The sequence below is a fragment of the Pseudomonas sp. E1MeOHC2 genome (genome assembly GCF_058745025.1).
In genome coordinates this window covers 4,765,636-4,792,537 of record NZ_CP196675.1, presented here as the reverse complement: position 1 = coordinate 4,792,537, position 26,902 = coordinate 4,765,636, and the positions used below count along the sequence as shown (strand labels likewise).

At 63.1% G+C, this 26,902-nt stretch carries 26 protein-coding genes and 1 pseudogene; 17 read left to right on the top strand and 10 right to left on the bottom strand.

Annotation, left to right across the window (positions count from 1 at the left end):
* Positions 1-155: 155 nt before the first annotated feature.
* Positions 156-1,643 carry an aldehyde dehydrogenase family protein gene (locus ACSSU5_RS21745; RefSeq protein WP_492559786.1) on the bottom strand — a complete coding sequence of 496 codons (1,488 nt, stop codon included), beginning with the start codon at positions 1,641-1,643 and terminating at the stop codon, positions 156-158.
* A gap of 201 nt (positions 1,644-1,844) precedes the next feature.
* Here ACSSU5_RS21745 and ACSSU5_RS21740 point away from each other — a divergent pair, with 201 nt between their 5' ends.
* From ACSSU5_RS21740 to ACSSU5_RS21705, 8 genes are all read left to right on the top strand, one after another.
* Entirely contained in the window at positions 1,845-2,996 is a 1,152-nt protein-coding gene (locus ACSSU5_RS21740; RefSeq protein ID WP_264313677.1) for an amine dehydrogenase large subunit, read from the top strand.
* A gap of 15 nt (positions 2,997-3,011) precedes the next feature.
* A complete protein-coding gene (locus tag ACSSU5_RS21735; protein WP_492559785.1) occupies positions 3,012-3,548 on the top strand; it encodes a MauE/DoxX family redox-associated membrane protein in 537 nt (178 codons plus the stop codon).
* 3 nt (positions 3,549-3,551) lie between these two features.
* Complete coding sequence (gene mauD / locus ACSSU5_RS21730; protein ID WP_492559784.1) at positions 3,552-4,193, top strand: methylamine dehydrogenase accessory protein MauD; 642 nt, start codon at positions 3,552-3,554, stop codon at positions 4,191-4,193.
* 14 nt (positions 4,194-4,207) lie between these two features.
* A complete protein-coding gene (locus tag ACSSU5_RS21725) occupies positions 4,208-4,729 on the top strand; it encodes a methylamine dehydrogenase light chain (protein WP_027595339.1) in 522 nt (173 codons plus the stop codon).
* A gap of 4 nt (positions 4,730-4,733) precedes the next feature.
* Positions 4,734-5,252, top strand: coding sequence for a cytochrome c (locus ACSSU5_RS21720; protein WP_264313680.1), 519 nt, complete (start codon positions 4,734-4,736; stop codon positions 5,250-5,252).
* A gap of 433 nt (positions 5,253-5,685) precedes the next feature.
* Positions 5,686-6,600: a transcriptional regulator FeaR gene (gene feaR / locus ACSSU5_RS21715; RefSeq protein ID WP_264313681.1), complete on the top strand. Its 915-nt coding sequence runs from the start codon at positions 5,686-5,688 to the stop codon at positions 6,598-6,600.
* Positions 6,601-6,718: 118 nt separating this feature from the next.
* Positions 6,719-7,117 (top strand): c-type cytochrome, encoded by a 399-nt coding sequence (locus ACSSU5_RS21710; RefSeq protein WP_264313682.1) that lies wholly within the window; start codon positions 6,719-6,721, stop codon positions 7,115-7,117.
* Positions 7,118-7,299: 182 nt separating this feature from the next.
* Positions 7,300-8,619: an alginate export family protein gene (locus ACSSU5_RS21705; RefSeq protein WP_492559783.1), complete on the top strand. Its 1,320-nt coding sequence runs from the start codon at positions 7,300-7,302 to the stop codon at positions 8,617-8,619.
* Between the two features lie 42 nt (positions 8,620-8,661).
* On the opposite strand, the gene ACSSU5_RS21700 is transcribed toward ACSSU5_RS21705, so the two are convergent.
* Together ACSSU5_RS21700 and ACSSU5_RS21695 are read right to left on the bottom strand one after the other, a co-directional pair.
* Entirely contained in the window at positions 8,662-9,174 is a 513-nt protein-coding gene (locus tag ACSSU5_RS21700) for a nuclear transport factor 2 family protein (protein WP_492559782.1), read from the bottom strand.
* A 13-nt stretch (positions 9,175-9,187) separates the two neighbouring features.
* On the bottom strand, positions 9,188-10,312 hold the full coding sequence (locus tag ACSSU5_RS21695; protein ID WP_492559781.1) for an amidase: 1,125 nt from the start codon (positions 10,310-10,312) through the stop codon (positions 9,188-9,190).
* Between the two features lie 174 nt (positions 10,313-10,486).
* Between ACSSU5_RS21695 and ACSSU5_RS21690 the strand changes: the two genes are divergently transcribed.
* A complete protein-coding gene (locus ACSSU5_RS21690; RefSeq protein WP_264313686.1) occupies positions 10,487-10,966 on the top strand; it encodes a MarR family winged helix-turn-helix transcriptional regulator in 480 nt (159 codons plus the stop codon).
* Positions 10,967-10,994: 28 nt separating this feature from the next.
* On the opposite strand, the gene ACSSU5_RS21685 is transcribed toward ACSSU5_RS21690, so the two are convergent.
* Genes ACSSU5_RS21685 through iacA form a run of 7 tightly spaced genes read right to left on the bottom strand, consistent with a single transcriptional unit; the run spans position 10,995 to position 16,600 of the window.
* Positions 10,995-11,492, bottom strand: coding sequence for a flavin reductase (locus tag ACSSU5_RS21685; protein WP_264313687.1), 498 nt, complete (start codon positions 11,490-11,492; stop codon positions 10,995-10,997).
* Between the two features lie 11 nt (positions 11,493-11,503).
* Complete coding sequence (locus ACSSU5_RS21680; protein ID WP_492559780.1) at positions 11,504-12,463, bottom strand: PDR/VanB family oxidoreductase; 960 nt, start codon at positions 12,461-12,463, stop codon at positions 11,504-11,506.
* Between the two features lie 49 nt (positions 12,464-12,512).
* Positions 12,513-13,265, bottom strand: coding sequence for an SDR family NAD(P)-dependent oxidoreductase (locus ACSSU5_RS21675; protein ID WP_264313689.1), 753 nt, complete (start codon positions 13,263-13,265; stop codon positions 12,513-12,515).
* 10 nt (positions 13,266-13,275) lie between these two features.
* Positions 13,276-13,752 carry an aromatic-ring-hydroxylating dioxygenase subunit beta gene (locus ACSSU5_RS21670; RefSeq protein ID WP_492559777.1) on the bottom strand — a complete coding sequence of 159 codons (477 nt, stop codon included), beginning with the start codon at positions 13,750-13,752 and terminating at the stop codon, positions 13,276-13,278.
* On the bottom strand, positions 13,752-15,035 hold the full coding sequence (locus ACSSU5_RS21665; RefSeq protein WP_492559779.1) for an aromatic ring-hydroxylating oxygenase subunit alpha: 1,284 nt from the start codon (positions 15,033-15,035) through the stop codon (positions 13,752-13,754). Before ACSSU5_RS21665 ends, ACSSU5_RS21670 begins: the two co-directional genes overlap by 1 nt.
* Positions 15,036-15,050: 15 nt before the next feature.
* Positions 15,051-15,413 carry a hypothetical protein gene (locus tag ACSSU5_RS21660; RefSeq protein WP_060393216.1) on the bottom strand — a complete coding sequence of 121 codons (363 nt, stop codon included), beginning with the start codon at positions 15,411-15,413 and terminating at the stop codon, positions 15,051-15,053.
* Positions 15,414-15,430: 17 nt separating this feature from the next.
* Complete coding sequence (gene iacA, locus ACSSU5_RS21655; protein ID WP_264313692.1) at positions 15,431-16,600, bottom strand: indole-3-acetate monooxygenase; 1,170 nt, start codon at positions 16,598-16,600, stop codon at positions 15,431-15,433.
* Between the two features lie 489 nt (positions 16,601-17,089).
* On the opposite strand from iacA, the gene ACSSU5_RS21650 reads away from it, so the two are divergent.
* The 8 genes and pseudogenes from ACSSU5_RS21650 to ACSSU5_RS21615 all read left to right on the top strand — a co-directional run bounded on the left by ACSSU5_RS21650 (position 17,090) and on the right by ACSSU5_RS21615 (position 26,656).
* A complete protein-coding gene (locus tag ACSSU5_RS21650) occupies positions 17,090-18,040 on the top strand; it encodes a LysR family transcriptional regulator (RefSeq protein WP_264313693.1) in 951 nt (316 codons plus the stop codon).
* Positions 18,041-18,254: 214 nt separating this feature from the next.
* On the top strand, positions 18,255-19,538 hold the full coding sequence (locus ACSSU5_RS21645; protein WP_492559778.1) for an aromatic ring-hydroxylating oxygenase subunit alpha: 1,284 nt from the start codon (positions 18,255-18,257) through the stop codon (positions 19,536-19,538).
* Complete coding sequence (locus ACSSU5_RS21640; RefSeq protein ID WP_492559777.1) at positions 19,538-20,014, top strand: aromatic-ring-hydroxylating dioxygenase subunit beta; 477 nt, start codon at positions 19,538-19,540, stop codon at positions 20,012-20,014. The genes ACSSU5_RS21645 and ACSSU5_RS21640 overlap by 1 nt, the downstream gene beginning before the upstream one ends.
* Positions 20,015-20,024: 10 nt before the next feature.
* Entirely contained in the window at positions 20,025-20,984 is a 960-nt protein-coding gene (locus ACSSU5_RS21635; RefSeq protein ID WP_264313696.1) for a PDR/VanB family oxidoreductase, read from the top strand.
* Between the two features lie 114 nt (positions 20,985-21,098).
* Positions 21,099-22,343, top strand: a complete 1,245-nt coding sequence (locus ACSSU5_RS21630; protein WP_492559776.1) for an OprD family outer membrane porin — start codon at positions 21,099-21,101, stop codon at positions 22,341-22,343.
* A gap of 22 nt (positions 22,344-22,365) precedes the next feature.
* Positions 22,366-23,673 (top strand): MFS transporter, encoded by a 1,308-nt coding sequence (locus ACSSU5_RS21625; protein WP_264313698.1) that lies wholly within the window; start codon positions 22,366-22,368, stop codon positions 23,671-23,673.
* A gap of 94 nt (positions 23,674-23,767) precedes the next feature.
* Positions 23,768-25,126 carry a spinster family MFS transporter gene (locus tag ACSSU5_RS21620; protein ID WP_264313699.1) on the top strand — a complete coding sequence of 453 codons (1,359 nt, stop codon included), beginning with the start codon at positions 23,768-23,770 and terminating at the stop codon, positions 25,124-25,126.
* Between the two features lie 171 nt (positions 25,127-25,297).
* Positions 25,298-26,656: pseudogene (locus tag ACSSU5_RS21615) on the top strand (IS3 family transposase).
* Positions 26,657-26,902: the final 246 nt, after the last annotated feature.

The following is a 26,902-nucleotide window of genomic DNA, read 5'->3' as shown; positions in this document are numbered from 1 at the left end:
TTTGTGAAGTGGTTCACAAAAATTTGCTGCACTGTTCTTTGCCGTACCAAGGGGTGAAGGCGGGGATGTGCCTGACTTGGGTTTGATGGTGGGGCGAAGATCGAGCGCCCCCTCAAACCACGCCAGGCACTTCAACGCAGGCCCCTCACCCTTCATCAATACCTGATCATCACCGACTTGAGCTCGGTGTAATCCTCGATGAACGCACTGCCAAACTCACGCCCTACCCCCGATGCCTTGGACCCACCAAACGGCACCGCCGGGTCGAGGAAGGTGTGCATGTTGACCCACACCGTGCCCGCCTCGATCTGCGGGATCAGCCGCAGCGCCTTGGACAGGTCATTGGTCCACAGGCTAGCAGTCAGGCCATAAGGGCTGTCGTTCATCAGCGCCAGCAGCTGCGCTTCGTCATCGAACGGCAGCACGCAGACGATCGGGCCAAAGGTTTCCTCGTGCAGCAACGGGTCGCTGGCGTCATTGGCCAGCACCACCGTAGGTTCGACGAAATACCCCGGCCGATCGAGCGCCCTGGCCCCACAGATCACCGTGTTGCTGGCACGGGCCCGCTCGAAGAAGCCGAGAATCTTCTGCAGGTGCGCGGCATTGGCCAACGGGCCGAACTGGGCCTCGGGGTCCAGTGCCGAGCCGATCTTCAACTGCCCCAGCGCTTCACCCAGTTTGCGCGTGAATGCCTCGACCTTGCTGCGGTGCACATACACCCGCTCCGGTGACGCGCACACCTGCCCCTGGTGCACGAAGGCGGTCTGCAGGATGCCCGCCACCGCGCTGTCCACGTCCACATCGGCCAGCAAGGCCGCCGGGTTCTTGCCACCCAACTCCAACGTGGCGCGGGTCAGGTTGGCCGCCATCGCGGCCTTGCCGACGGCGATACCGGTCGGCACAGACCCGGTGAACGCCACCTTGGCCACCTGCGGGTGCTCGATCAACCGCTGGCCCGCCTGCCCTCGCCCGTTGACCACGTTGAAGGCACCCGCCGGCACCCCTGCCTCGACCGCAAGTTCGGCGATGCGCAACAGCGTCAGCGGCGTGAACTCGCTGGGTTTGACCACAATGGTGCAACCGGTCACCAACGCCGAGGCGATTTTCCAAATACCGATCATCACCGAGAAATTCCACGGCACGATCCCCGCCACCACGCCCACCGGCTCGCGCAGGGTAAAGGCGGTGTAGCGCTCGCCAGCGAATGAAGGCAGTGACGGGGTCATGGTTTGCCCAGTGATCTTGGTCGCCCAACCCGCGAAGTAACGCAGGAAGACTACACTTTGGGCGATCTCCAGCCCACGCGAGAGGTTGATCGACTTGCCCGAGCACAGGGTCTCGAGCTGTGCCAACTCCTCGGCATTGGCCTCGATCAGGTCCGCCAGGCGGTTGAGCACCACGCCTTTCTGATAAGGCGAAACCTCGGCCCAACTGCCTTTGAACGCCTGCCGTGCACTGACCACTGCGCGCACCACTTCCGCCTCACTGGCCTCGGCGACACGGCTGATGACTGCGCCACTCGACGGGTCGTGGATGTCGATCGACGGCCCCGCCTCAGCCGCCAGGTACTGGCCATCGATGAAATGGCCATGGGGCCTGGCGAGGAACTCGACCACGGCAGGTAACAGCTGGATATCGCTCATGACATGACTCCTGGAAGGCAGCGCAAAAGGGTGTGCGGGCCGATCTTCAGGCCCGCGCCCACCCGCCTGCCAGCCCCGACGGGCGTTTTGTCAGGGAGCCTCAAGAGAATGTCACGCTGGCCAAATCACCACGCTGGCCCAGGCGGCACACTGCGATCACTGCGATTTCTGCATAACCCATAACAACATCGGAGATAGCCAATGCGTCGCGTAGACAGGCTTAGCATCTCGGCAGCCCTGGCCTTGGCCTTGGCCGCGAGCACAAGCGCGGTGCGGGCCGACCTGCCCGCCGAAGAGATCGGCCAGAACAGCCTGCCGTTCCCGCCGGACCCACACCGTGTCTACATCCTCGATGTGGACTTCAAAAACCCCATCGCCGGCAAGGTGGTGGTGGTCGACCCCAAGGCCAAACGCATGCTCGGCATGACCACCAACGCCTTCGTCGCCCCAACGGCGCTGAGCCCGGACAACCGCACCTTGTATTCGGCCAACCTGTTCTACTCGCGTGGCACCTATGGCGAACGCAGCGACGTGCTGGTGGCCTGGGACACCCAGACCCTGCGCCCGCAATGGGAAGTGGTATTGCCTGCCAAACGCGCATCCACGCTTACCGAAAAGTACGCCATGGGTGTCAGTGCCGACAGCAAGCTGGCGTATGTCTTCAACCTCACGCCGTCGACGTCGGTGACCGTGGTCAATACCCAGACGCACAAGGTCGCCAGCGAAGTCGCCATCAGCGGCTGCGTGCTCAACTACCCGGTCGGCAAGCGCAGCTTCGCATCACTGTGCGGTGACGGTCAGTTGCTGGTAGTGACCCTGGATGATGAAGGCAAGGAGGTCTCGCGCACCCAGACGCCCTTCTTCGACCCGAACAAGGTCCGCCTCAACGAGCGCGCCATCGCCAACGGCGACACCTACTATTTCACTACCACCCATGGCGAGGTGTACCCGGTGAGTTTCGAGGGTGGCAAGGCCAAGCCGCAGCCTACCTGGTCACTGGTCAGCGACGAAGAGCGTAAGCAAGGCTGGGCGCCGGGTGGCTGGCAGGCCCTGGCCCTGGCGCCCGGCCTGAACCGGCTGTATGCGCTGATGCATGACCAGCACACCGATGGCAAATGGGAAGACCCGAGCACCACCATCTGGGCGTTCGACCTGAAGACCGGCAAGAAGCTCGGCACCCTCGACTCGCCCAAGCCGGTCTGGAGCCTGCAGGCCAGCCATGACAAGGCGCCCATCCTGGTGGCCACCGACCTGGAAGGCGGCGTGCAGTTCTTCGACCTGGCCACTGGCAAGCACAGCGGTGCCATGGACCAGATCGCCGACACGCCCGTGCTCACCTTGGCCCCTTGGTAAGTGGGAGACCTCATCATGCTCGATCCTGTCCTTGTGATTGCCAGCAGCACCGCCCTGGCGACGCTGCTGGCCAGTGCCGCCAGCCACAAGCTGCGCGACCTGCGCGCCTTCAGCAGCATCGTGCGCGCCTACCAGCTGCTGCCGGCGCCCCTGGCCCCCGCCGCCACGGCAAGCCTTGCGCTGGCCGAACTGGCCCTCGCGCTGGCCCTGCTGCTGCCCAGCGGGCGCGCCAGCGCAGCGTTGGGGGTGGCCCTGTTGATGGCGCTGTATGCCAGCGCCATCGGCATCAACCTCTGGCGCGGCCGCCGCGACATCGATTGCGGCTGTTCAGGCCCTGGCGCTGCCCAGCCACTGCGCCCGGTGCTGCTGTTGCGCAACCTGGTGATCGCCCTGCTGGCCGGCCTGGCGGCGCTGCCGATGGCCGAGCGTGCACTCGGTGCCCTGGATATTTTCGTGGTGATCGCGGCCAGTGCCGTGGCGCTGTTGATTCATGTGGCGGTGGATGGCCTGCTGGCCAACCAGCCGCGTCTTGCCAAATTGACTGGGAGATAACCCATGCAACTGCTTATCGCATCGAACATTCTGCTCTGGCTGCTGCTGATTGCGGTGGCGTTCACGGTCATGGCTCTGGTACGCCAGATCGGCGTGCTGCATGGCCGCATCGCCCCTGCCGGGGCGCTGATGGTGGACAAAGGCGTGACGGTCAACGACCCCGCCCCGCAAGTCACCGCCGCCGACCGCCACGGCCGCCCGGTGAACATCGGCTACCAGGGCGAACGCTCGCAGTTGCTGTTCTTCCTTGCCCCCGGCTGCCCGGTGTGCAAATCGCTGCTGCCGGCAGTCAAGTCGATCGCCAAGGACAACAGCGGCGCGCTGGACGTGATCTATGTCAGTGACGGTGATTTTGCCGAACAGCAGGCCCTGATCGAAGCCAACGACCTGCAGCAGGCCACCTACGTGGTCGGCCCCGAGATCGGCATGACCTACCAGATCGGCAAGCTGCCCTACGCCGTATTGATCGACCAGGCCGGCACCCTGCGCGCCAAGGGCCTGGTCAACTCCCGCGAGCACCTGGACAGCCTGTTCGAGACCGTGCACCTGGGCAGCGCCAGCTTGCAGCAGTACCTGCACGGCAACCCCGCGCAGGGCCATGCCCATAGCCATGACCACGCCCACCCACACAGCGCGCAGCACTGATCGCGGAGCACACCATGAGTTTTCTCGACAAACTGTTTGAACGCTCCAGCCGTCATGTCGCCGACACCACCTCGCGGCGCAAAGTGCTGGCGCGCCTGGGCTCGCTGATCGTCGCGGGCGCTGCCCTGCCGGTGCTGCTGCCGATCGACCGCACCGCCAAGGCGCTGGCCGCCGAGCAACCGAAGATGGGAGACCCTGGCGACCCGACCAGCTGCGACTACTGGCGCAACTGCTCGATCGACGGTTTTTTATGCTCCTGCTGCGGCGGGTCGATCACCTCCTGCCCGCCCGGCACCGATGCCTCGCTGGTGACCTGGATCGGCACCTGCCGCAACCCGGCCGACGGCAAGAACTACATCATCTCGTACAACGACTGCTGCGGTAAGCACGCCTGCGGGCAGTGCGCCTGCTCGCGCAACGACGATGAACAGCCGTTGTATCGCCCGTTCAACAACAACGACATCAACTGGTGCCTGGGGGCGGAGTCGAAAATCTACAACTGCACCGTCACCATCATCCGCGGCGTGGCGGTATAGCGCCGTGAAGGGTCTGACGGCGCTGTTGATCCTGTGCCTGCTGGTGCCTGTCGCCCAGGCCAGGACCTTGCCCAACCCCAACCAGCGCCCGGCGCCTGGCAACGAGGTGCCACCGGTGCCGATTGCCCAGGCCGGGTACTCGGTACCGGTGAATTACCAGCTGCAGTGCGCCGGCTGCCACCGGGACCACGGCGAAGGCTCGGCGGCCAACGACACACCGCGCATGCAGGGGTTTGTCGGTAACTTTCTGCGGGTGCCGGGCGGGCGCGAGTTTCTGGTGCGGGTGCCGGGGATTTCCCAGTCGGCGCTCAACGATCAGCAGATTGCCGATTTGCTGAACTGGCTGCTGGCGCGGGATGGGATGGCCGGTAACAGCGCACCCGAGCAATGGCCGCCGTACAGCGGCGAGGAGGTGCACCGGGTGCGCCAGAGCAGCATGCTCAACCTGCCGCATGTGCGGGCCGGGTTGATCGAAGCGATGCAGGCCGAAGGCATTGCCATCAGCGATGGGCTTGGCCACTGAATCACGCAAGCGTTGTGCCTTCAGCCCGCTCTGTCAGCGGGCTTTTTTTTGTTTGTTGTGTGGAGGTTGGGGGTGTTCGTCGCAGGATTTTCGCTGCCTGTGAGATCGAGCGCCACCTCAAAGCCCAAGACAGGTACTTCGTCGCCCTAACCCGACCTACCTAAGTGCAACATCTGGAAACAACCCTGTGTCAATTGGCTACATCATGGCGCACTTCCGCGCGCTCATTCCACCACTGCCACTGCCAATACACTCATCGACTACAAAAATTAATTCTATTTAAAACAACGAACTAGCAAACACCCCCTGCCACACCCCCACCTCTCAGGCTCGCTTTTTGCTTGAATATTCAAGTGAATTTTAATGCTTTAAAGCACCCATCCAAGAGTTTGCCCAAGCGAACCGTTCCACGTCTTACCGTGCGAGGCCCCCCATGACACCCGCGACCCGTGTTAGCGACGATCACTTCCAGGCCTGGCTGAGCCAGGTCAACGATGCCTGCGGCCACTTCAACGCCCGCAAGCTCGACGCAGCCTTCGTCGGCCAGCTCGAAAAGTGCCAGGTAGGCCAGATTTCCATGAGCATCGTCGACATGACCCACGTCAACCTGTTCCGCAGCGCGCGGGAGATTCGCGCCAGTGGCGCCGACAACTACTACGCCGTATTGCAGATGGCCGGCACCTCGCATATCGAACACCAGGACGCCCGCATCGAACTGCGGCCCGGCGACCTGACCCTGATCGACGCCAGTGCCCCGCTGGACATGCACTTCCACCAGCGTTCGCGCCAGTTGTCGCTGATTTTGCCGCGCACTCAGGTCGAGAGCGGCACCCGTGGCGTCAGCGTGGCGTGTGCCAAACGCATCGAAGCGCAGACCCCCTTGGCCAGCATGGCCCGGCAAATGATGCTCGAAGCCGGCCGCACCCGGCACATGGCCAACAACGAAAGCCAGGCCGTGCTGGAGGCGCTGATCGCCCTGCTGCGCCCAGCCATCACCCACGATTCGGTGCCCGGCAGCCACGAACGGATGTTCCGCAAGGCCCTGGCGGTGATCGATCAGCGCATCACCTGCGAGCGCCTGACGCCTGAGTTCATTGCCCGCGAAGTAGGCATCTCTATGCGCAGCCTGTACCGCATCTTCGCCAAACACGACCTGGTCATCGCCCAGTACATCCGCAACCGCCGCCTGGACTTCTGCGCCGAAAGCCTGCGCAATCCGTCGATGGATCAAAAGGTGTCGTCGCTCGGGTATGCCTGGGGGTTTTCCGACTCCAGTTACTTCAGCACCGCGTTCAAAGGCCGCTTCGGCATGACCCCAGGCGAGTACCGCAAGCGTCACGCCAACTGACAAGCCCAGCAAACAGCCTGGCAGGCACAACAAAACCTGCCCGCCCGCACTCGCACACAATCGAGGCGAACACCAACAAGAAGCAGCCCGGCGCTGCCCTACCCAGGAACCGTGCGTGATGTCGACCGTCGTATCCAGCAAGTTCGTAATGCCCTTTCTGCTCGCCGTGCTGGCCAGCCCGCTGGCCCAGGCCGAAGATTGTGCAGCCCCGCAACGCCAGCAGGGCGAACAGGTCTTCGCGCGCGACTGCGCGGCGTGCCACTCGGCGCAAAAGGATGGCCCGGTGATGATGGGCCCCAACCTGCACGATGTGCTGGGCCGTACCCCCGGCACCGTACCAGGGGCCAATTACTCTCAGGCCATGAAAACCCGCCAGGCGGCCTGGACGGCGCAAACCATCGGCGCCTTCATCGCGCAGCCACAAGCCGAGGTACCCGGCACCTACATGCCTTATGCAGGGTTGCCGGACGCTGGTGAGCGCCAGTCGGTGACGTGTTTCCTCGCCGGTCTCAAGTAACGACCCTCCCCCAAGAAGGCCCCGCAATGGGGCCTTCTGCGTTTCTATCGCCCGCCCAATCAGCTTGGCACAACGCCAAAGTCAACTGGCAGCCAGGGCAAAAGCCCGGGTCTGGGCTTGCTTCATGATCACTGGCACGTCTTCGGAACTTCTGCCAAAACCATGACAAAGGAAGCCAGACCATGCTCCACCGCCCATTCCGTCTAACCTTGGCCGCACTCCTGGCCGGGGCTTCGCTGGGTGCGTCCGCGCACGAACTGTACAGCGATGCCGAACGCCATCTGAACGCCAATGTGGAAGCCGTGTTCGGTGCATTCCACAGCGAGCGCAGCTACGCCATCGCCCGCGACCAACCCAGCTCCACCTCGTGGCGGGAGGGCTACATCAAATACGGTCTGAGCGCCGACCAGGCCCTGGGCAGTGTCGGTTCGTTGTATGGCGCCTTTGCCATGCTCAGCTCGGCGACCTGGGGCGACGGTGACGCTGCCGGCTTCAGCGACGGCAGTGAGCGCACCAGCAAGATCGAGGATGCCTACCTGGGCTGGAAGTCCGGCAACCTGGTTCCGATGCTGGGCGAGGACGGTATCGACCTGTCGTTCGGCAAACAGATGATCGCCGTGGGCGATGGTTTTTTGCTTCAGGGTGACTCGCTGAACGTTGGCCATGGCCTTGCCGATGGGCAGTTCAACCGGGGCGGCGCCTACTACCTGGCGGCGCGCAAGAGCTTCGACAAGACCGCCGTACTGCGCCTGGGCGGCAGCAGCGGCTGGCGCGGCGACCTGATGTGGCTGCAGTCGGACAACCGCGCCCAAGCCAACACCGAACTGCACGTGGCCACCCTTGAGCACGTGGCGGACGCCGGCACCGTCGGCCTGACCTATATCGGCACCACCCATGTCGACGAGCAGTACGCCTCACCGCTGCAACTGGAACGCGATGGCATGAAGACCTACAGCCTTCGCGGCCAGGGCAATGCCGGGGTAGACAACCTGTTCCTGTCCGGGGAATACGCCAAGCAGGACAAGCCCCATACCGCCACCGAAGACGCCTGGTACCTGGAAGCCGGCTGGACCTTCGCCGACCTGCCTTGGCAGCCGAACCTGAGCTACCGCTACAGCCGCTTTTCAGAGCAGTACGACACGCTGTTCTATGGCCTCGGCCGTGGCTTGGGTACGTGGTTCCAGGGTGAAGTGGCAGGCAACTACGCCGGGCCGTTCAACAGCAATGCGCGGGTGCAGAAGGTCGGCCTGGTGGTCAGCCCGACGCCGACGCTGAACCTTGGGGTGATGGGGTTTCATTTCGACACTATCGACCGCAGCCTGGGCAATGTGGATGGGCGTGAGGTGGATCTCTATGCCGAGTGGACGATCAATGAGCATCTGATGATCGTGCCGTTGGTGGGGTTGTACCAGCCGGATCGCAGCGTGGCGCAAGGGGGGACGCAGTTGGGCAATAACCACGACAACCTGTATGGCCAGGTGGTGTTCGTCAGTACCTTTTGAGCTGAAGGCACTGGGGCTGCTTTGCAGCCCCAGCAACAGTGACTACCGCTCAGGCACCGGCAACGGCGCCTCACTGTTCCACGCCGATACCGGCCGGCTGAACAGGTTCTCGGTCTGGAAATGCGCCATGCGCCACTGGCCCTCTTCCAACGCAAAGCGCACGGTCAGCCGGGCTGCATTGAGGTGCGAAGCGCCGTCGGCAAAGGTGCTGGTCTGCAACATCACCCAGCGCCCGAGCCCTTCCTCACCCACCACCTCGATGACCTCACTGGTCAAAAAGTGCACATTCAAGGCAAAGTGCGCCGGGGTTTTCATGTAGGTGGCGAACATCGCCCGGATCGCTTCGCGCCCCCGGTAGCCGCCAAAGCTTTCGGCGTACTTGGCGCCCTTGCCCTCCCACATCGCGTCACGGCAAAACAACTGCGCCAGTTCATCGAGCGGGGAACTGGCATCGAGTTGGTCGCACAGCTCCATGTAGCGGTTGATGCAGACGCGGATGGCCTGCTGGTGTTCAAAGCTGAGCAGGCGGGCCTGGAGTTCGAGGATATCGGTCATCGCAATCGTGGCCTCAGTGATCGTTGCCGGCGTACAGGTTCAGCAGCAGGCGTTCGGCCACCGCCAACAGTTTTTCGTCGGCGCCTTTGGCCGCCACCAGTTGCAGGCCAACCGGCAAACCCGCCTCGCTGCCCAGCGGAATGCTCAACGCCGGGTGCCCCGACAGGTTGAACGGCCGCACCAGCGAGGTCATGCCCAGCACGGCGCGGGTATCAGCGGCATCTTCCAGGCGCAGCGGAAAGTCCGGCATGGTCGGCAGGGCCAAAACATCGAAGTTGGCCAGGGCCTGGTCGACTTCCTCGGTAAACCGCTGACGCACCTGCTCAGCCTCAGCCAACGCCGTATCCGTGGTCTCCCCGGCTGCCGCCAGGCGCCCGGCGATATCGCTGCCGACCTTGCCGGTTTGCAGCAGATGGCCACAGCCTTCGAATGTCTCGCGGTTGATCACCACCATGCCGGCGTCGTAGGCGGCGCCAAAGTGCTTGAGTTCGACATTGCCCAAAGGCAGGCCGCTGGCGCCCAGCGCCCCGTGCACCACCTTGTGGATGGCGGCCTCGGCGGTTACCCGCAACACCCCAATGCGCGCTTTGGCCGGTACCTGGGCGGGGACGAAGCTGGGGTCGATCATGCTCATGGCGCGTACCAGCATCGGCAGGCTCGCCGCGAACGGGCCGACGCAATCGAGGCTGGTGCGGGCCGGCATCACGCCGTTACGGCTTACCCGGCCAAACGTTGGCTTAAGCCCGAACACACCACAGCAACAGGCCGGGACACGCACCGAGCCGCCGGTGTCCGTGCCCAAGCTGAAATCCGCCAGGCCTGCGGCCACCGCAGCGGCCGAGCCGCTGGACGAGCCACCGGGTATGCGCCCCGGAAAGCGCGGGTTGGCTGCGGTGCCGGTATAGCGGTTGATCCCGGTGGTGCCGAAAGCCAGTTCGTGCAGGCTGACCTTGCCGGTCAGCCGGGCCCCGGCGGCCAGCAACTGGCTGACGACGTCGGCATGGCGCTCGGCCAGCGGCGCGTCCTCCAACGCCTGGCTGCTGGCGCGGGTCGCGGTCCCGGCGACATCGATGGTGTCCTTGACCACGACCCGGGGGCCGGTGCCGCCCAGATCAAGGGGTTCTACTATGATTGTCATTGTTGTGCAGCCCTCTTCAAGAATGGATGCCGGGCCTTGGCCCAGCCGACAAAATGCGGGCCGATTACTTGAAATGTCAACTGAATATTCCAGTATTATGCGCCCGCTTTACGGTAGCCAAATGCGCGGAAACGTCTATGATGTCGCGACTATTTCCGCACAAGTAGTGAATCGATGAGCAACTCGAAAAACAAAGGCCACAGCCATCACGACCCGGCCAGCGATGAATTTCGCAAGGAAGATTTCCCCTTCTACTGGCTGGCGCGCGTGCATGGCCGCTACACCCAGAACATGGAACGTCTACTCAAGAAGATCGACCTCGACGTGCCGCGCTGGCGCGTGCTGTGGATCCTCAATGAGAACGGTGAGTCGAGCATTTCCGAGATTTCGACCCATGCCATCGCCAAGCTGTCGACCATCACCAAGATCGTCTACCGCATGAAGGACGACGGGCTGGTCGATACCGCGCCAAGCCCGGAGGACGGGCGCGTGACCCAGGTGCGGATCACCGAGGTCGGCCTGCAGAACATCGAGCGCATGCAGGACGTGACACGGGATTTGTTCCAGCGCAGTTTCAAAGGGCTGACCGAGGCGCAGGTGCAGCGGCTGAACCGGATGCTGGAAGTGGTGTTTCATAACCTCGAAACGCCGTGAAACCTGGGGCCGCTTTACGGCCCCGTGTTCAGCAAGCCTTCGAAGCCTCGCACACCCGGTGATAGGCCCGGTTGAAATACACCAGCCCATCGTCCGCGCCGCCATGGCGGATATCCTGGATCTCGCAGTAGAAAATGCTGTGCGAGCCCACCTCATGCACCTGGGCAATGCGGCAGTCGAAGTTCACCAACGCCTCCTGCATCACCGGCGCACCGCTTTCCAGCACGGTCCAGTGGGTGGTCGCAAAGCGCTCTTCGGTGCTCAAGTTGCGGTTGGCAAACGCCCCCGACAGCTCCTGGTGAGTGCCGGCCAGCACGTTCACGCACAGCGCGCCGTTGGCCTTGAATTGCTCGTTGGAATACGAAGCGCGGTTCATGCACACCAGCAAGGTGGGCGGCGCGTCGGTCACGCTGCACACCGCCGAGGCGGTAAAGCCGAAACGCCCTGCGGGGCCGTCGGTAGTGATGACCGATACGGCGCCACCGAGCAGTGCCATTGCATTGCGAAACTGGTTTACGTCTACCATGGTCATGCTCCTCAGATATCCAGCACCAGCTTGTTGGACTTGGCCCGCGAGCAGCACACCAGAATCTGGTCGTTCGCGGCTTTCTCTTCATCGGTCAGGTACACATCGCGGTGGTCGGGTTCGCCTTCGAGCACCTCGCACATGCACGTCCCGCAAACACCCTGCTCGCAGGAAATATCGATCTTGATGCCGACCTGGGCGAGGGCTTCGAGGATGGTCTGCCCCTCGGCCACCTGCACGGTCTTGTTACTGCGCGCCGCCACCACTTCGAAACCTTGGCCGCTGCCATCGACCTCGACCTGGAAGTACTCCTTGTGGATCTGCTCTTCGGCATAACCCTGCCGACGCGCCCCTTCGATCACCCAGTCCATGAAACCGGACGGGCCACAGGTATACAGGTGGGTGCCTTGGCTGGGAGCGCCCAGCACAGCCTCCAGGTTCAGGCGCTGTGCCGGCGCTTCATCATCGAAGTGGGTCACCACCCGCGCGGCGAACGGCGCCGCCGCCAACGCATCGAGAAACGCACTGCGGCTACGCGAGCGCCCGCAATAATGCAGTTCGAAATCCGCGCCCTTTTGGTACAGGGCGTGGGCCATGGCGATCATCGGCGTAATGCCGATACCGCCCCCCAGCAGGATCGAGCGGCTGGCCTGCGGCGCCAGCGGGAACAGGTTGCGTGGCGCGCTGATCTGCAGCTCGCGCCCTTCCAGCAACGTCTCGTGCACGCCCACCGAGCCGCCGCGTGACGCAGGGTCTTTCAGCACGCCCAGGCGATACACCGTGGCATCGGCCGGGTCACTGCACAGCGAGTACTGGCGCACCACGCCGGGCGCGACATGGATATCGACATGCGCGCCCGCCTCGAAGGCCGGCAACGCTGCGCCGTCGGCACGCCCCAGGTCGAGGACGACCACGTCGGCCCCTTGGATCTCGCGCTTGCGCACGACTACGTTCAACAATTGTTCATTCATGGCCGGTGTCCCGTGTGACGACAGGAGGCGCGCTGCGCCCCCGAAAAATTCAACGCATGAACAGGCCGCCGTTCACATCCCAGGTCGCCCCGGTGGTGAAGTAGGCCTCGGGCCGCGCCAACTGCACGATCAGGTCGCCCAGGAAACCGGCGTCCCCCAGGCGCTGGACCGGGATGTTCGCCAGCAACCCTGGCAGGCGTTCGGCAGGCACCGCGGCATGCACCGCCGGCGAATCGATCGGGCCGGGGGCGATGGCGTTGACCGTGACGCCACGGGCCGCGAATTCCTTGGCGAAGATCTTGGTCAGGGTGACGATCGCGCCCTTGCTCGCCGCGTAGTGGGCGCCGGTCGCGGTGCCACCGTTCTGCCCGGCCAGCGAAGCCATGTTGATGATCCGCCCGTAGCCGGCCTCGGCCAGGTGCGCGCCGAACACCTGGCAACCGAGGAACACACTGCGCAGGTTCAGCCCGACTACCGCGTCGAACTCTTCCGGGCTGATCTGCATCAGCGGCGTGGTCTTGGTCACGGCGGCGTTGTTGACCACCACGTGCAGGGCACCGAAATGCTCCAGCACCTGGGCCAGGGCCTGCTCGAAATCGGCCTTGCTGGCGACATCGAGCTTGACCGCCAGGGTGCGGCCGCCCTGCCCTGGTTGCCCGTGCAGCAGGTGTTCGGCGCTGGCCTGGGCAAGTGCCAGGTCTCGGTCCGAGACCACCACGTCAAAGCCTGCGGCAAGCAGTTGCGCGCAGAAGCGCTGGCCCAGGCCCTGGCCGGCGCCGGTTACCAATGCAACTTGGTTCATGGCCGGTTCCTCACAGGATGTAACCGATACCGGCGAGGGTATCGTCACTGTTGATCAGGCTGATCACCTTGCGGTGGATCTTGAAACCGCCATCGGCCCGCACCAGGGTGTAGGTCAGGTCGGCGCTGTAGTGCTTGAGGCTTTCCTTGCGGAACTCGCGCACGTTTTGCGCACAGCGGACGGTGACGTTGACGCCGTCGTCGCCCAGCACCCGAAAGCGCGAAATCGTGCGCACGGTGCGCGGTTGTGGGCTGGTGGAAATCGACTCGCCGCCGATCAGCCGCTGTACCCGCAGGCCACGCATGTGGTGGTCGTCGTAGGCGTAGTTGAGGGTGTTCTCGTGGTCGCTCTCCTTCGGGTCGATGGGGATGATGTACGTGCCTTTTTCGGTCCACTGGCCCAGCCAGGTGTCGTACTCGCCGTGGTCGAGCATGTCGCCTTCCTGCCAGATGAAGGCGGTGACTTCGTTCAGTAGGTTCAGATCCATCACTTGCGCTCCGCCGTCATCATCTTCTTCCACTGCTGGTACGCCGCGCGCATGCCGGTTTCGGCGCTCACGTCAGAGACCAGGCCGTCTGCGCTGGGCTTCTCACCGGGCAGGCCACGGTTGAGCATGATCCACAGGTCTTCACCGGCACGGGCGCCTTTCTGCACCCGCTCCCAGGCTTCGGAATCGTCCGGGGTGCCGAAGCCCATCGGGCCCTGGAAGTGCTCGTGCAAGCGCAGGCGGTAGCGGTTGGCCGCAGCCGGGCCGCCGTCCATGGTGATCACCGAGTGGTGGATTTCGGTCTCGGTCACCGAGATCGGCTGCAGCACGCGGAAAAACGCCATCGAGCAAGCGACGTTGGGGAACAGGTTGAGGTTGAAGCCCGAGCCACCGACGGCGCGGACGATACGGCGCACTTGCTGCTCGTCGATGCCTTCGTCGCGCAGCTCGGCGGCGAGGGATTCGAAGCGCTCGGGGATCGGTTTGTCGAGGTCGGCTTCCAGGTCCACCAGCTCCGGGATCATCACCATCACGCTGTGGCCGTTGCCCAGATCCTCGACGTAGCCGGGGCCTTTGACGAAGTCGAACAGCTCCAGGGTCTGCTCATCGACCGAGGACAGGAAGCTTTTGTGCACCAACGGGAAGTGGTAGGCGTCGGTGGTGTTTTCCAGCTGGATCTTCCAGTTGCCGGGGAAGCGGAAGCGGTGCTCGCCAGGCACCTTGATGCCGTAGCCGGCGCCTTGCTTCATGAACAGGTCAATCCACTTCTTGGCCGCACCGAGGAAGTCTTCGAGCGGTTCGATGTCGTCCTTGAAGGTGGCGAAGACCATGCCGGCGTAGCTTTCGGTGCGCAGGCTTACCAATGGCAGCTCGGCTTTGTCCAGGCAGTCGCCGTAGCTTTCCGGGTGGGGGATGCCGCGCAGTGAGCCGTCCAGGGCGTAGCCCCAGCCGTGGTAGGGGCAGACGAAGCTGTTGGTCTTGCCCTTCTTGTGCTCGCAGACCGTGGCACCGCGATGGCGGCAGCGGTTGAGCAGCACGTTGATGGCCTTTTTGCGGTCACGCACGACGATCACCGGCTGCTTACCGATGAAGGTGGTCTTGTAGCTGCCGGGCTCTGGCACTTCGCTCTCGTGGGCGACCCAGACCCAGGTGCTGTGGAAGATATTCTGCAGTTCGGCGTCGAACAGGACCGGGTCGGTGTAGAGGGAGGTGTGGACGCGGTCGGGCTGGACCAGCTCGGCCGGGTCGACCGTCAGGTTGACGGCGGGGATCAAGTTGCTCACGGTAGGCTCCTCTACTCAGGCGCGCTGGATGATCAGTTCACGGCCGACACGGGCCTCGACCTTGGCGTAGCGCCACAGCTTGTACGGCCCCTCGCCCACGGCCGTGGTGCGGAACAGGTTGCAGGCGGCGTGCACGGTCTCGATGTCCGGTACGTCGGCCAGCAGGTAGGTGGTCCAGGGGAAGCCGTCGGACGGGCCGACCATGCCTTGGTCATCGTCCATGTTGCCCAGCACGTTCACCCCGGCCAGGTCGTGGATGCCATTCCACATCGCGCTGAAGGCGGCCCATACCTGGAGCTGCTCCTCGCGGGGGGCATCGAAGAAGTTCTGGTTGATGCCCATGCAGAACAGCACACGCAACGCTTTCTTATCGTTCATGACAAATTTCCCGAAAGTTACAGGTAGCCCGGAAGGGGCTGTTTACCGAAGAACATCGCACCGGCGTTCTGGTAGGTGACGTCGCCCATGAAGGCGTGCTGGGTCACCACCTGCGCATCGTTGACGCAGCGGGCCAGCGGGCTTTCGTTGTAGATGCCGGTCATGCCCGAGAGCATCTGCGCGCTGCGCGCCACTTCGGCCGCCACACGGGCGGCATGGGTGGAGGACAGGCGCAACAGGTTGGTGACCTCGACCGGTACCGGGTCGCCCGCCAGCACGTGCTCCCAGGCACGTTCGATGGATTCGTAGAAGAACGCGCGCGCCGAGCGCAGTGCCGCTTCGGCCTTGGCCACATCGACCTGGGCCAGCGGCCGGTCGGCCAGGGCTGGGGCGCCGGTGACCGAGATGCGCCCACTGGCCATGCCCGACAGTTCGTCGAGCGCGGCGCGGGCGATGCCTAAGCCGACCACCGAGAGCACCTGGGTGGCGAACGACAGCGACGGATAGCGGAAGAACGGCTCGTCCAGGTTGGGCTTGCCGCCCCGCACGAAGGTCCACTGCTCGCCCACCACCACGTCCTCGACCACCAGGTCGTGGCTGCCGGTGCCGAGCAGGCCAACGGTGTCCCAGGTTTCTTCGATGCGCGCCTGCTGGCGCGGCATCACGGCCAGGCGCGGCAGGTCGAGCTTGTCGCCATTGCGCGGGGCAATACCGACACCCACGATGTCCGCGCCCATGGACCCGCTGGAGTACTTCCAGCGGCCGTTGACCTTGAAGCCGCCAGGCACGATCTCGGCCGGTTGCGGCGGGAAGATCCCACCGGCGAACACCGTGTCGGGGCTGTTGCCGTAGATCTCGGCGATGGTCTCCAGCGGCAGCGCCGCCAGGTACACGGGGCTCATGCCGAAGCTGGCCACCCAGCCGGCAGAGCCGTCTGCATGGGAGATACGTTCGATCATTTCACAGAAGGCGCCCGGCGAGCACTCAAGCCCACCGAAGCGCTTTGGCACCAGGGCGCGGTACACGCCATGGGCCTTGAACGCGTCGATCACATCGCGGGATATGTAGCGCTGGCGATCGAACTCACCGAGGCGAGCACGATCACGAACACCGTCAAGCAAGGCCTCGAAGGCAGGGCCAGAGGCGAGCGCCGACACAGGCGCGGCACGCAGGCAAAGCGAATCCATGGACATTCTCCGTCTCAGGCGCGGTTTTTGTACTGATGCTTGTAGGAGGCGTTGGCTGGGCTTGGGGAAGGCAAGCACTGGCCATACAGAGGGGCGAAGGCAGGTTCGGGCGGCATGGTCTGTCTCTCTTGTTTTAGGTGCCGGTGACAAATATTTGCGGCGATTTACGTGAATTGTCAATTGAATTTTCACGCTAAAACAGGAGAAAAAATTGCACGAGGCGAACAGATAAGCCGCAAATTAATTGCCTATCTTCATGATTTAAATGAATTTAAAGGCCTTCAAAAGCAGGTTTCGACGCCGCTAAAAAAACTAAAGACTCGCGCTGATATCACGAAAAATTTTTAGCGCCTTTTTCACATGATTTCGGACAGAAAAAAACGCGTGTAGGATGGCCTGGCATGGAGCGCGACAACGCCGGCCACCCGCGCCGAACACACAAAAAAAACACCAAGCCAGCGCCCCACCAGGATCGATGGGGACACGCCAATGCCTGCCGTGATTACCCCCGAGGTCGAGGTTATGCCTACCCGCCATATCGATCTGCAGGACCATCGCCTGCGTTACCTGCACCTGAGCCATGACAAGGGCTCCATGCGCGCCGCTGCCGAAGTGCTCGGCGTCGCCACCTCATCGGTCAGCCGGCAAATTGCCCGGCTGGAAGAAGAACTGGGCATCGAACTGGTACGCCCCGGCACCCACCGCATCAGCCTGACCACCGCTGGCGAGGCCGCCGTGGACTACTACATCGAGCGCATTCGCCAGCACGCGCTGCTGGTCGACCGCCTGGACGCATTGCGCGCCCGCCAGCAAGCCTCGACGGTAATCGCCATCGGCGAAGGCCTGCTGGGTGCCAGGGCGATCAATTCGCTGCAGGGCTTTTTGCACGCACACAATGCGCACAAGGCCGAAATCATCAGCGCCCCGTCATTGGAGGTGCAGCGCATGGTGATGAACGACGAGGCGCACCTCGGCGTGGTCTTTGCGCCTAACGCTTCAGCCCGCTTGACGCGCCTGTTCAGCCTGGCGCAGCCATTGCGGATGATTGTTCACCGTGACAGCCGAATGGCCGAGCGCTCCACGGTCAGTTTGGCCGAGGTGGCCCGCGAATCACTGGTGCTGCCCGGCGCCAACTTCCGCGTGCGGGAGCTGGCAGATGCCGCCTGCAAGGACCAGCCGTTCGACATCGTGCCTACCCTCACCTCCAACTCCCTGGCGGTGATTCTCGACTTCGTCCGCTCGGGTTTGGGCGCGACCTTGCTGGCCGAACTGCCGATCATCGACGAGCTCAAGAGCGGTACTTTCAAGGCCCTGGCCATTGATTGCGAGGCAATGAATGCGACCGATATCCAGATCGTCACGCGCCGTGGGCGAACCCTAGATGGGATGAGCCGGGAGTTGGCGACCGAGATGGCCAAGGCGGTGCGGATGGCGTTGTGAGGGTTGCCTTGGGGGTTGCCTTGGTTTTTGTGGTGCGGCGGATATCGAGCGCCGCGCGGGCGGCGCTCGATTTCCGCCCCCACAAAAAAACAACGCCGAACGCATCGCCCCCCGTTGCAAAAAACGCAACAACATTGATCCCCCCTGTCATTGAGCCCTACCCCCCTGCCCTTTAGCGTTGCTCCCATAAGAAAACGCCCCATAGGTGACCCCCGTGAGCAACCTGATCCCCGCCGTCAACCTGACGGTCGACCCGGCCGAGCTCGTCCAGCCCGACCGCGTCCACACCTCCCTCTACACCGACCCGGCCCTGTTCGACGCCGAACTGCAGAAGATCTTTCACAGCACCTGGGTCTGGGTCGCCCACGAGAGCGAAGTGCCCGAGCCCGGCAGCTACAAGACCACCTTCATCGGCAAGCAGCCGGTGATCGTCGTGCGTGACCGCAAAAAGGCCATCAACGTGCTGCTCAACCGCTGCCGCCATCGCGGTGCCACGGTCTGCGAGCACAAGAAGGGCAAGACCAACAGCTTCGTCTGCCCCTACCACGGCTGGGGCTACGCCCTGGACGGCTCACTGCGCGGCATCCCCCACCCGGAAAGCTACGGCGACTGCCTGGACAAAGCCGAGCTGCCATTGGTAAGCCTGCGCACCGAAAGCTACGCCGGCATGGTCTTCGCCACCTTCAAGGACGACATCGAACCGCTCGAAGACTTCCTCGGTGCGGCCAAGAAGTGGATTGACCTGTTCATGAAGCAAGGCGCCGGCTACGGCATCAAGGTGCCTGGCGAGCACCGCTTCCGCTTCCCCGGCAACTGGAAGATCCAGCTGGAAAACACCACCGACGCCTACCACTTCCCGTTGGTGCACAAAAGCTTCCTGTCCTCGGTCGATGAGCAGACCCTGGAGCTGTTCGACTTCGTCAAAGGCCCCGGCTACGTCGAGGATCTGGGCAACGGCCACAGCGTGATGGTGATGATCCCGGAGCTGGTGGACCTGGAAGCCGACCTCGACAAACCGATCCCCGAGCGCTTCGAATCCCTCGCCGCCGAGCTGCGCGACGAAGGCATCGACGAGCAGCAAGTGCGCCGTATCGTCCGCGCCGTCGGTGGCTCGGGCTTCAACCTCAACCTGTTCCCCAACGTCGCTTGCTCGATGGCGTTTTTCCGCGTGCTGCAGCCGATCTCGGTGACCGAGACCGAAATCCACCACTCGGTGATCACCATGGACGGCGGCCCGGCTGCGGCCAACCGCTACCGCCTGCGCCTGCACGAGCACTTCCAGGGCCCGATGGGCTTCGGCACCCCGGACGATTCCGAAGCCTGGGAGCGGGTGCAGAAAGGCGCCCGTGCCGGTGAAGACCTGTGGATCATGCTCAACCGTGGCCTGCCCGGCGAGAAGCCCAGCGCAGACGGCCTGGTCTCTGACGTGAGCGCCGAAACCGGCATGCGCGCGGCGTACCAGCAGTGGAAGAAGATGATGACGGCGGAGCGCAAGTGATGGATCTGAACCTACTGAACGAAGTTACCGCCTTCATCTGGCAGGAAGGCGACATGCTCGACCACGGCGAGTACGACACCTGGCTGGGCCAGTGGACCGAAAAAGGCACGTACATCATCCCCATCGACCCGAAGGAAAGCGACCACGAGAACACCCTCAACTACGCCTACGACGACCACCACATGCGTGGCCTGCGGGTGCAGCGGCTGATCGGCGGCGAGTCGATTTCCACCAGCCCGCAACCGCGCACCGTGCGCACGATTTCGCGCTTCAGGGTGCTGGGCGACGACGGCGTCAACGTCACCGTGCGCTGCGCGCAGAACGTGCGCGAGTTCCGCAAGGAAAGCCTCAAGCACTACAGCGCCGACCTGACCTACACCCTGGTGCGGGCCGATGGCGGTTTCAAGATCCACCGCAAGGTGATCAGCCTGATCAACAGTGACGATACCCTCGCCGGTATCGGCTACATCCTCTAGGGCCTCGACCATGAGCGAACAACTGCTCGATGTGATCGTGCAAGCCCGCGAGGTGCAAGGCGGCGACGTGGTGGTGCTGGAGCTCGCCGCAGTCGATGGCCAGGTCCTGCCGCGTTTTGCGGCAGGTGCCCACGTGGACCTGCACCTAGCGCCCGACCTGGTGCGGCAGTATTCGCTGTGCGGCGACCCCGCGCAGGCCAATGTCTACCGCCTTGGCGTGCTCAAGGACACGCAGTCCCGCGGCGGCTCGGTGGCCGTGCACCAGCAGTTGCAGCCCGGCACACCGATGCGCATCAGCGCGCCGCGCAACCTGTTCCCGCTGGCTGGCGATGCCACACGATCGATCCTGCTGGGCGGTGGCATCGGGATCACCCCGATGATCGCCATGGCCCACGCCCTGCATGCCCAAGGCCAGCCGTTCGAACTGCATTACCGTGGCCGCTCGCGCAGCCGCTGCGCCTTCGTCGACGAATTGCTAGCCGCGCCGTTTGCAGCCAGCGTCTTCACCCATTTCAGCGATGAAAGCCCTGAGCAGCAGCTGGACCTGACCCAGGTGCTGGGCCCCGCCACGCCTGGCGTGCACCTGTATACCTGCGGCCCGACGGGCTTCATGGACTGGGTGATCGAAGGCGCACGCCAGCAAGGCTACGACGACACGCACATCCACCACGAGTACTTCCAGGCCGAGGTCGACACCTCGGGCGGCAGCTTCGAGGTGGTCGCCGCACGCAGCGGCAAGACCGTGCAGGTGCAGGAAGGCCAGCCGCTGACCGCTGCCCTGCGCAGCGTCGGGATCAAGGTCGAGGTGTCGTGCGAGCAAGGCGTGTGCGGCACCTGCCTGTGCGACGTGCTCGAAGGCGAACCCGACCACCGTGACCACTACCTGACCGAAGAGGAAAAACTCACCAACGAACAGATCGTACTGTGCTGTTCCCGGGCGCGCGGCAAGCGCCTGGTGCTGGATATCTGAAAAACAAAAACAAAAACAATACGTGACAGACAAGCGGGCGCAAGACCTGCAGCCCTTCTGCCCAGTTGCACGACTGCCCAGGACTTGTACTGATCACACCTCCAGGATTACCCCATGGAACTCAAATGGCCGTTGCGTGCGAAACCGTTTTGCTTGTGTGTGGGCGCCGTATTACCCCTGACGTGCCTGGCCGATGTGGTGGATGACAGCCACCTCTCGCTCAATTTCAGAAACCTCTACCTGAACCGTAATTTCACCAACCCCAGTGCCCCGGTGTCCAAGGTCGGCAACTGGTCGCAGGGCTTCGACCTGCAATTCGAGTCCGGCTACACCGACACCCCGCTGGCAGTGGGCCTCGACCTCAATGGCCAGTACGCCGTGCGCCTGGACTCTACCGGCAACGATGGCTCGTTGCCCTTCAGCAAACACCGCCAACAGGCCGCCGACGACTATAGCCGCGGCGGTGCGACCCTGAAGCTCAAGTACGCCAAGACCAAGGTGTTGATCGGCGACCAGAAGCCCTTCTACCCGGTCGCCTCCAACGACCCCAGCCGCCAGCTCGACACCATCTACCAAGGTGCTGTGATCGAATCACGCGACATCGACAACCTGACCCTGGTCGGCGGGCGCTTCTGGTCCATCGTCACCCGCGAGTCATCCAACCACGAGCGCCTGTACCGCTTTGGCACGCGCGACGACCTGGACAGCGATGGCCTGGACTTCGCCGGCGCCACCTACGCCCTGACCCCAGACCTGCAAGCCAGCTACTTCCATGGCGTGCTCAACGACATCTACAAGCAGGACTACGGCGGCATCAAGCATGCCCTGAAGTTCGCCGACGGCTACCAGTTGAAAACCGACGTGGGTTACTTCAACAACCGTGAAGACGGTGCCGCACGCAGTGGCGCCGTGGACAACCGCGCCTACTTCGGCCTGATCACCCTGGAAAAAAGCGGGCACATGCTGGGGGTGAGCTACCAGCGCATGACCGGCGACACCGTGTTCCCGACATTGAACGGCTACGTGCCACAGCTGTGGCTGCCGAACTGGGCGGGCCTGCCCTTCATTCGCCCGGACGAACGCAGCTGGTCGGTGCGCTATGGCTACAACTTCGCCGCCATGGGCCTGCCCGGGCTCAAGCTGTTCACCCGCTACATCAAAGGCACCGACATCGACCGCGGCCCGGGCCTTGCACGGGATAAGGAGAGCGAGCGCGACATCATGCTCAGCTACGTGGTCCAGAGCGGCCCGCTCAAGGACCTGGCCTTCGACCTGAAAAACATGCGTACCCAGCAAACCTACGGCAACGACTACAACGAGTATCGCCTGATCACTTCCTACACCTGGAAGTTCTGGTGACCGGCCCGCATGGAGATGGCTCATGAGTAACCTGAACACCAGCATCACCCGCGATACCGACCCGCGCACCATGCGCCGCATCGTCATCGCTTCGGTCCTGGGCAATGCCCTGGAATGGTATGACTTCTTCCTTTATGGCACGGCGGCGGCGCTGATTTTCGCCCCGCTGTTCTTCCCCGCCGGCACCGACCCGGTGCTCGGCACCATGGCCTCGTTCGCAGGCTTTGCCGTGGGCTTTTTAGCACGCCCGCTGGGTGGCCTGATCTTCGGCCACATCGGCGACAAGGCCGGGCGCAAGAAGGCCCTGGTGATGACCCTGGCGATCATGGGCGCGGCAACCTTTGCCATGGGCCTGCTGCCAACTTTCGAACAGGTCGGCTACCTCGCCCCCGCCTGCCTGGTGATCCTGCGCGTGCTGCAAGGCGTTGCCTCAGGCGGCGAATGGGGTGGCGGCGTGCTGCTGCTGAGCGAGAACGCGCCCAAGGACCGCGTCGGGTTCTATGCGGCCTGGAGCCAGCTGGGGGTTTCCGGCGGGTTCGTGTTGTCTGCTGCAGCGTTCTACCTGGTGCAGATGCTGCCCGTCGAAGACATGATGAGCTGGGGTTGGCGAGTGCCGTTTCTGGCCAGCATCCTGATTTTTGGCGTGGGGGTGTACATCCGCCGTCGCCTGCCAGAGAGCAAAGCCTTCGTCGAGGAGCAGGCCCAGCCGGACAAGCCCGAGCACATGCCGGCCATGGAAGTGCTGCGCAACCACCCCAAGGCGGTGCTGCAGGCCATGGGTATCCGCATCGCCGAAAACGGCAGTGCCTACCTGTTCCTGGCCTTCACCATCGCCTACGCCAAGTTTACCGGGCTGGATACGCAGCTGGTGCTGGCCAGCGTGATGGTAGCGATGATCGTCGAGGCCGGCACCATCGTGTTCTGGGGTTGGCTGTCGGACATCATTGGCCGGCGGGTGGTGTATGCCATCGGCTCGGTCGGTTTGATGGTGCTGGCGTTCCCGTTCTTCTGGATGCTCGATACCCATTCGCCGGTGTGGGTGTACCTGGCGGCGTTGCTGGGCATGGCCTTCTGTCACGGGGCAATGATCGGCACCCAGCCAGCGCTGATGGGTGAGCTGTTCCCGGCCAAGGTGCGCTATTCGGGGCTGGCCATGGGGCACGAGATTGCCTCGATCTTCTCGGGCGGCCTGGCGCCACTGGCGGCAACGGCACTGTTCAGTATTTACAAGGATGCCTGGCCAGTGTCGGTGATGCTCATGGTGATGGGCGCGATCACCACCCTGGCGGTGATTTCCATCAAGCCACAGGCCGCTGCAGAAAATAACTGACCCAGTGGGTAGCCCCTTCGCAGGAGCGGCCTTGGGCTGCGAAGGGGCCATCAGGCTGTCCACATCAGGGCTGTCCAATCAGGAAGTCACGAACATGAATACCCTGACCGAAGCGCAACACCTCAAGCACACCCAAAAACGTTACGTCTACGAATGGTATGTGGTCATCTTGTGCATGGTGGCCTATATCTTCTCGTTCGTTGACCGGCAGATCCTGGCGCTGATGATCGAGCCGATCAAAGCCGACCTGCAACTGAGCGACACCCAGTTCAGCCTGCTGCACGGCCTGGCGTTCTCGCTGTTCTACGCCTTCATGGGCATGCCCATCGCCTACCTGGCCGACCGCTTCTCGCGGCCACGCATCATCGCAGTCGGGGTGATTTTCTGGAGCTTTGCCACCGCCGCCTGCGGCCTGAGCAAGAACTTCACGCAGATGTTCCTCGCCCGTATCGGCGTGGGGGTCGGCGAAGCGGCCTTGTCGCCTTCAGCCTACTCGATGTTCAGCGACCTGTTCCCCAAGGAGAAGCTCGGCCGCGCAGTGGGCATCTACTCCATCGGCTCGTTCGTCGGTGGCGGCATCGCCTTTCTGGTCGGTGGCTACGTGATCACCTTGCTCAAGGACGCGCAAACCATCGAGGTGGCCTTCCTTGGCGCCATGAAGGCCTGGCAGCTGGCATTCTTCATCGTCGGCCTGCCTGGTGTGATCGTTGGCCTGCTGATCTGGCTGACCGTGCGCAACCCGCAGCGCAAGGGCGCGCAGCTGGATGCCGACGGTAACGTGCGCAAGGTGAAGCTCACCGATGGCCTGCGCTTCATCGGCCGTCACCGGGCGACCTTCAGCTGCCACTACCTGGGCTTTTCGTTCTACGCCATGGCGCTGTTCTGCATGATGAGCTGGACACCGGCGCTGTACATCCGCAAGTTCGGCATGAGCCCGGAACAGGCCGGCTTCATGCTCGGCACCATCCTGCTGCTGGCCAACACCACCGGCGTGGTATTCGGCGGCTGGCTGACCGACCACCTGGCCAAGCGTGGGCGCAGCGATGCGGCCATGCGCACCGGGGTGATCGGCGCGCTGGGCATGATCGTGCCCGCCGTGCTGTATTCGCAGGTGGATCAGTTGTGGCTGTCGGTGACCTTGCTGGTGCCGGCCATGTTCTTCGCCTCGTTCCCCATGCCAGCGTCCACTGCGGCCATGCAGATCCTCTCACCGAACCAGGTGCGTGCGCAGGTATCGGCGGTGTTCCTGCTGATCAGCAACCTGCTAGGGCTGGGGTTGGGGACTACGCTGGTGGCGCTGATCACCGACCGCTACTTTGGCGTACCGGCAGCGGTTGGTTCTTCGATGTCGATCGTCAGCTTCGTCGCGTCGTTGCTGGCCATCGTGTTGCTGGCCAAAGGCTGCAAGTGCTTCCGGCACAGCATGCAACGTGAGCACCCCGTCGGGGCCTGAGGCTTGGGCCTCAAGCCTTGAAGCGTTGAATACTGCCAGGCGCCTGGCTTGAGTTTTTCAGGGGGGCGAAGATCGAGCGCCGCCCGCGCGGCGCTTCGCGGGGCAAGCCCGCTCCCACATTTGTGGACTGCCCCCAAGAAGTTGGACATCAATCCAACCCTTGGGGGATCTATGGGCAAGTACACCGAGCAGTTCAAGCTCACCGCGATTGCAGCCTACCTTGATGGCAGCAATGGCTTCCGAAAAGTGGCTCGCCACTTTGGCCTTGATTTCAGCCTGCTGCGACGGTGGGTTGCCAGTCATCAGGCCGGCTCCAGCGTCGGTCTACGTTCGCACAGACAGCGCTACAGCGAAGAGTTCAAGCGCCAGGTGCTGAAGTACATGCATGAACACCGGCTCTCTTTGCGCCAAACTGCGGCACACTTTGATCTCGGACAGTCTTCTCAGATAGGCATTTGGCAGCGGCAGTACTACAGTGGTAGGCCCGCAGCGCCTACTGCCGCCAAACTAAGAAAGCCTAGACCCGTGCCAAAGAAGATTAAGCCAGCCAAGCCCACCGATACCGACGACGCGCAAAAGCCCCGAGAGCAGCTGATGGCTGAGCTCGAGTTTCTGCGTATGGAGAACGCTGTCCTAAAGGAGTTAAAGGCTATGCGGGAGGAGAAGGAGCGAATACAGACGAAAAAGTCCTGATCGTCTGCAAACTCAAGCACAGATTCCCTTTACCTGACCTTTTGCGGTTGGTCAGATTGGCGCGCAGCACCTTCTACTACCAGGTCAAAAGCCAGCAGCAGCCGGACAAGCATGCTGCGCTCAAAGAGCAGATACAGCGTATCTATTACGAGCAGAAAAAGCTCTACGGCTATCGACGCGTGGCGCTCGCGATCAGAAATAGCGGGACCTTGGTCAACAAGAAGGTCGTTGAGCGACTGATGGCTGAACTCGGTCTGAAATCGGTCGTGCGCCCCAAGAAATACCGCTCCTACCGGGGCGTTGTCGGCAAACTGGCAGCGAACCTCTTGGAGCGCAACTTCGTCGCCCAACGGCCCAACCAAAAATGGGTGACCGACGTAACCGAGTTCAAGGTCGCCGAGCAGAAGCTCTATCTCTCACCCGTGATGGACCTGTACAACGCTGAGATCGTGGCTTACGAAACGGCCAGCCGGCCATGCTACAGCCTGGTTGGGAACATGCTGGACAAGGCGCTTGATGGCCTGGGCGAGAAGCCAAAACTGGTGATCCACTCAGACCAAGGGTGGCACTACCAACCAGCCTCAATATCGCCACAAGCTCTACCAGCGCGGCGTAAAGCAGAGCATGTCGCGCAAAGGTAATTGCCTGGACAATGCAGCTATGGAAAGCTTCTTCGGCACACTCAAGTCTGAGTTTTTCCACCTGAAGCGATTTGAAACCGTCGAAGAACTGAAAGCAGGTCTGGATGAGTACATTCACTACTACAACCATGACCGCATCAAGCTAAGGCTCAATGGCCTGAGCCCTGTCGATTACAGGGCCCAGGCGGCTAGCTAAACTGTCCAACTTTCTGGGGGCAGTCCATTTGTTCCGGGCCAGTTATTCCTGAAGCATTGGCGCGCGCCCCTTTTCGCGCCCACCTCAATATCGCGTAGTACCAACAAGGGGTCGCGCGCCTCTATTACAGGCGAGACTGGCCCGAAACAAATGTGGGAGCGGGCTTGCCCCGCGAAGCGCCGCGCGGGCGGCGCTCGATATCCGCCCCACCTCCAAGCCCAAGACAAGCACCTAGCCGCCTTCACC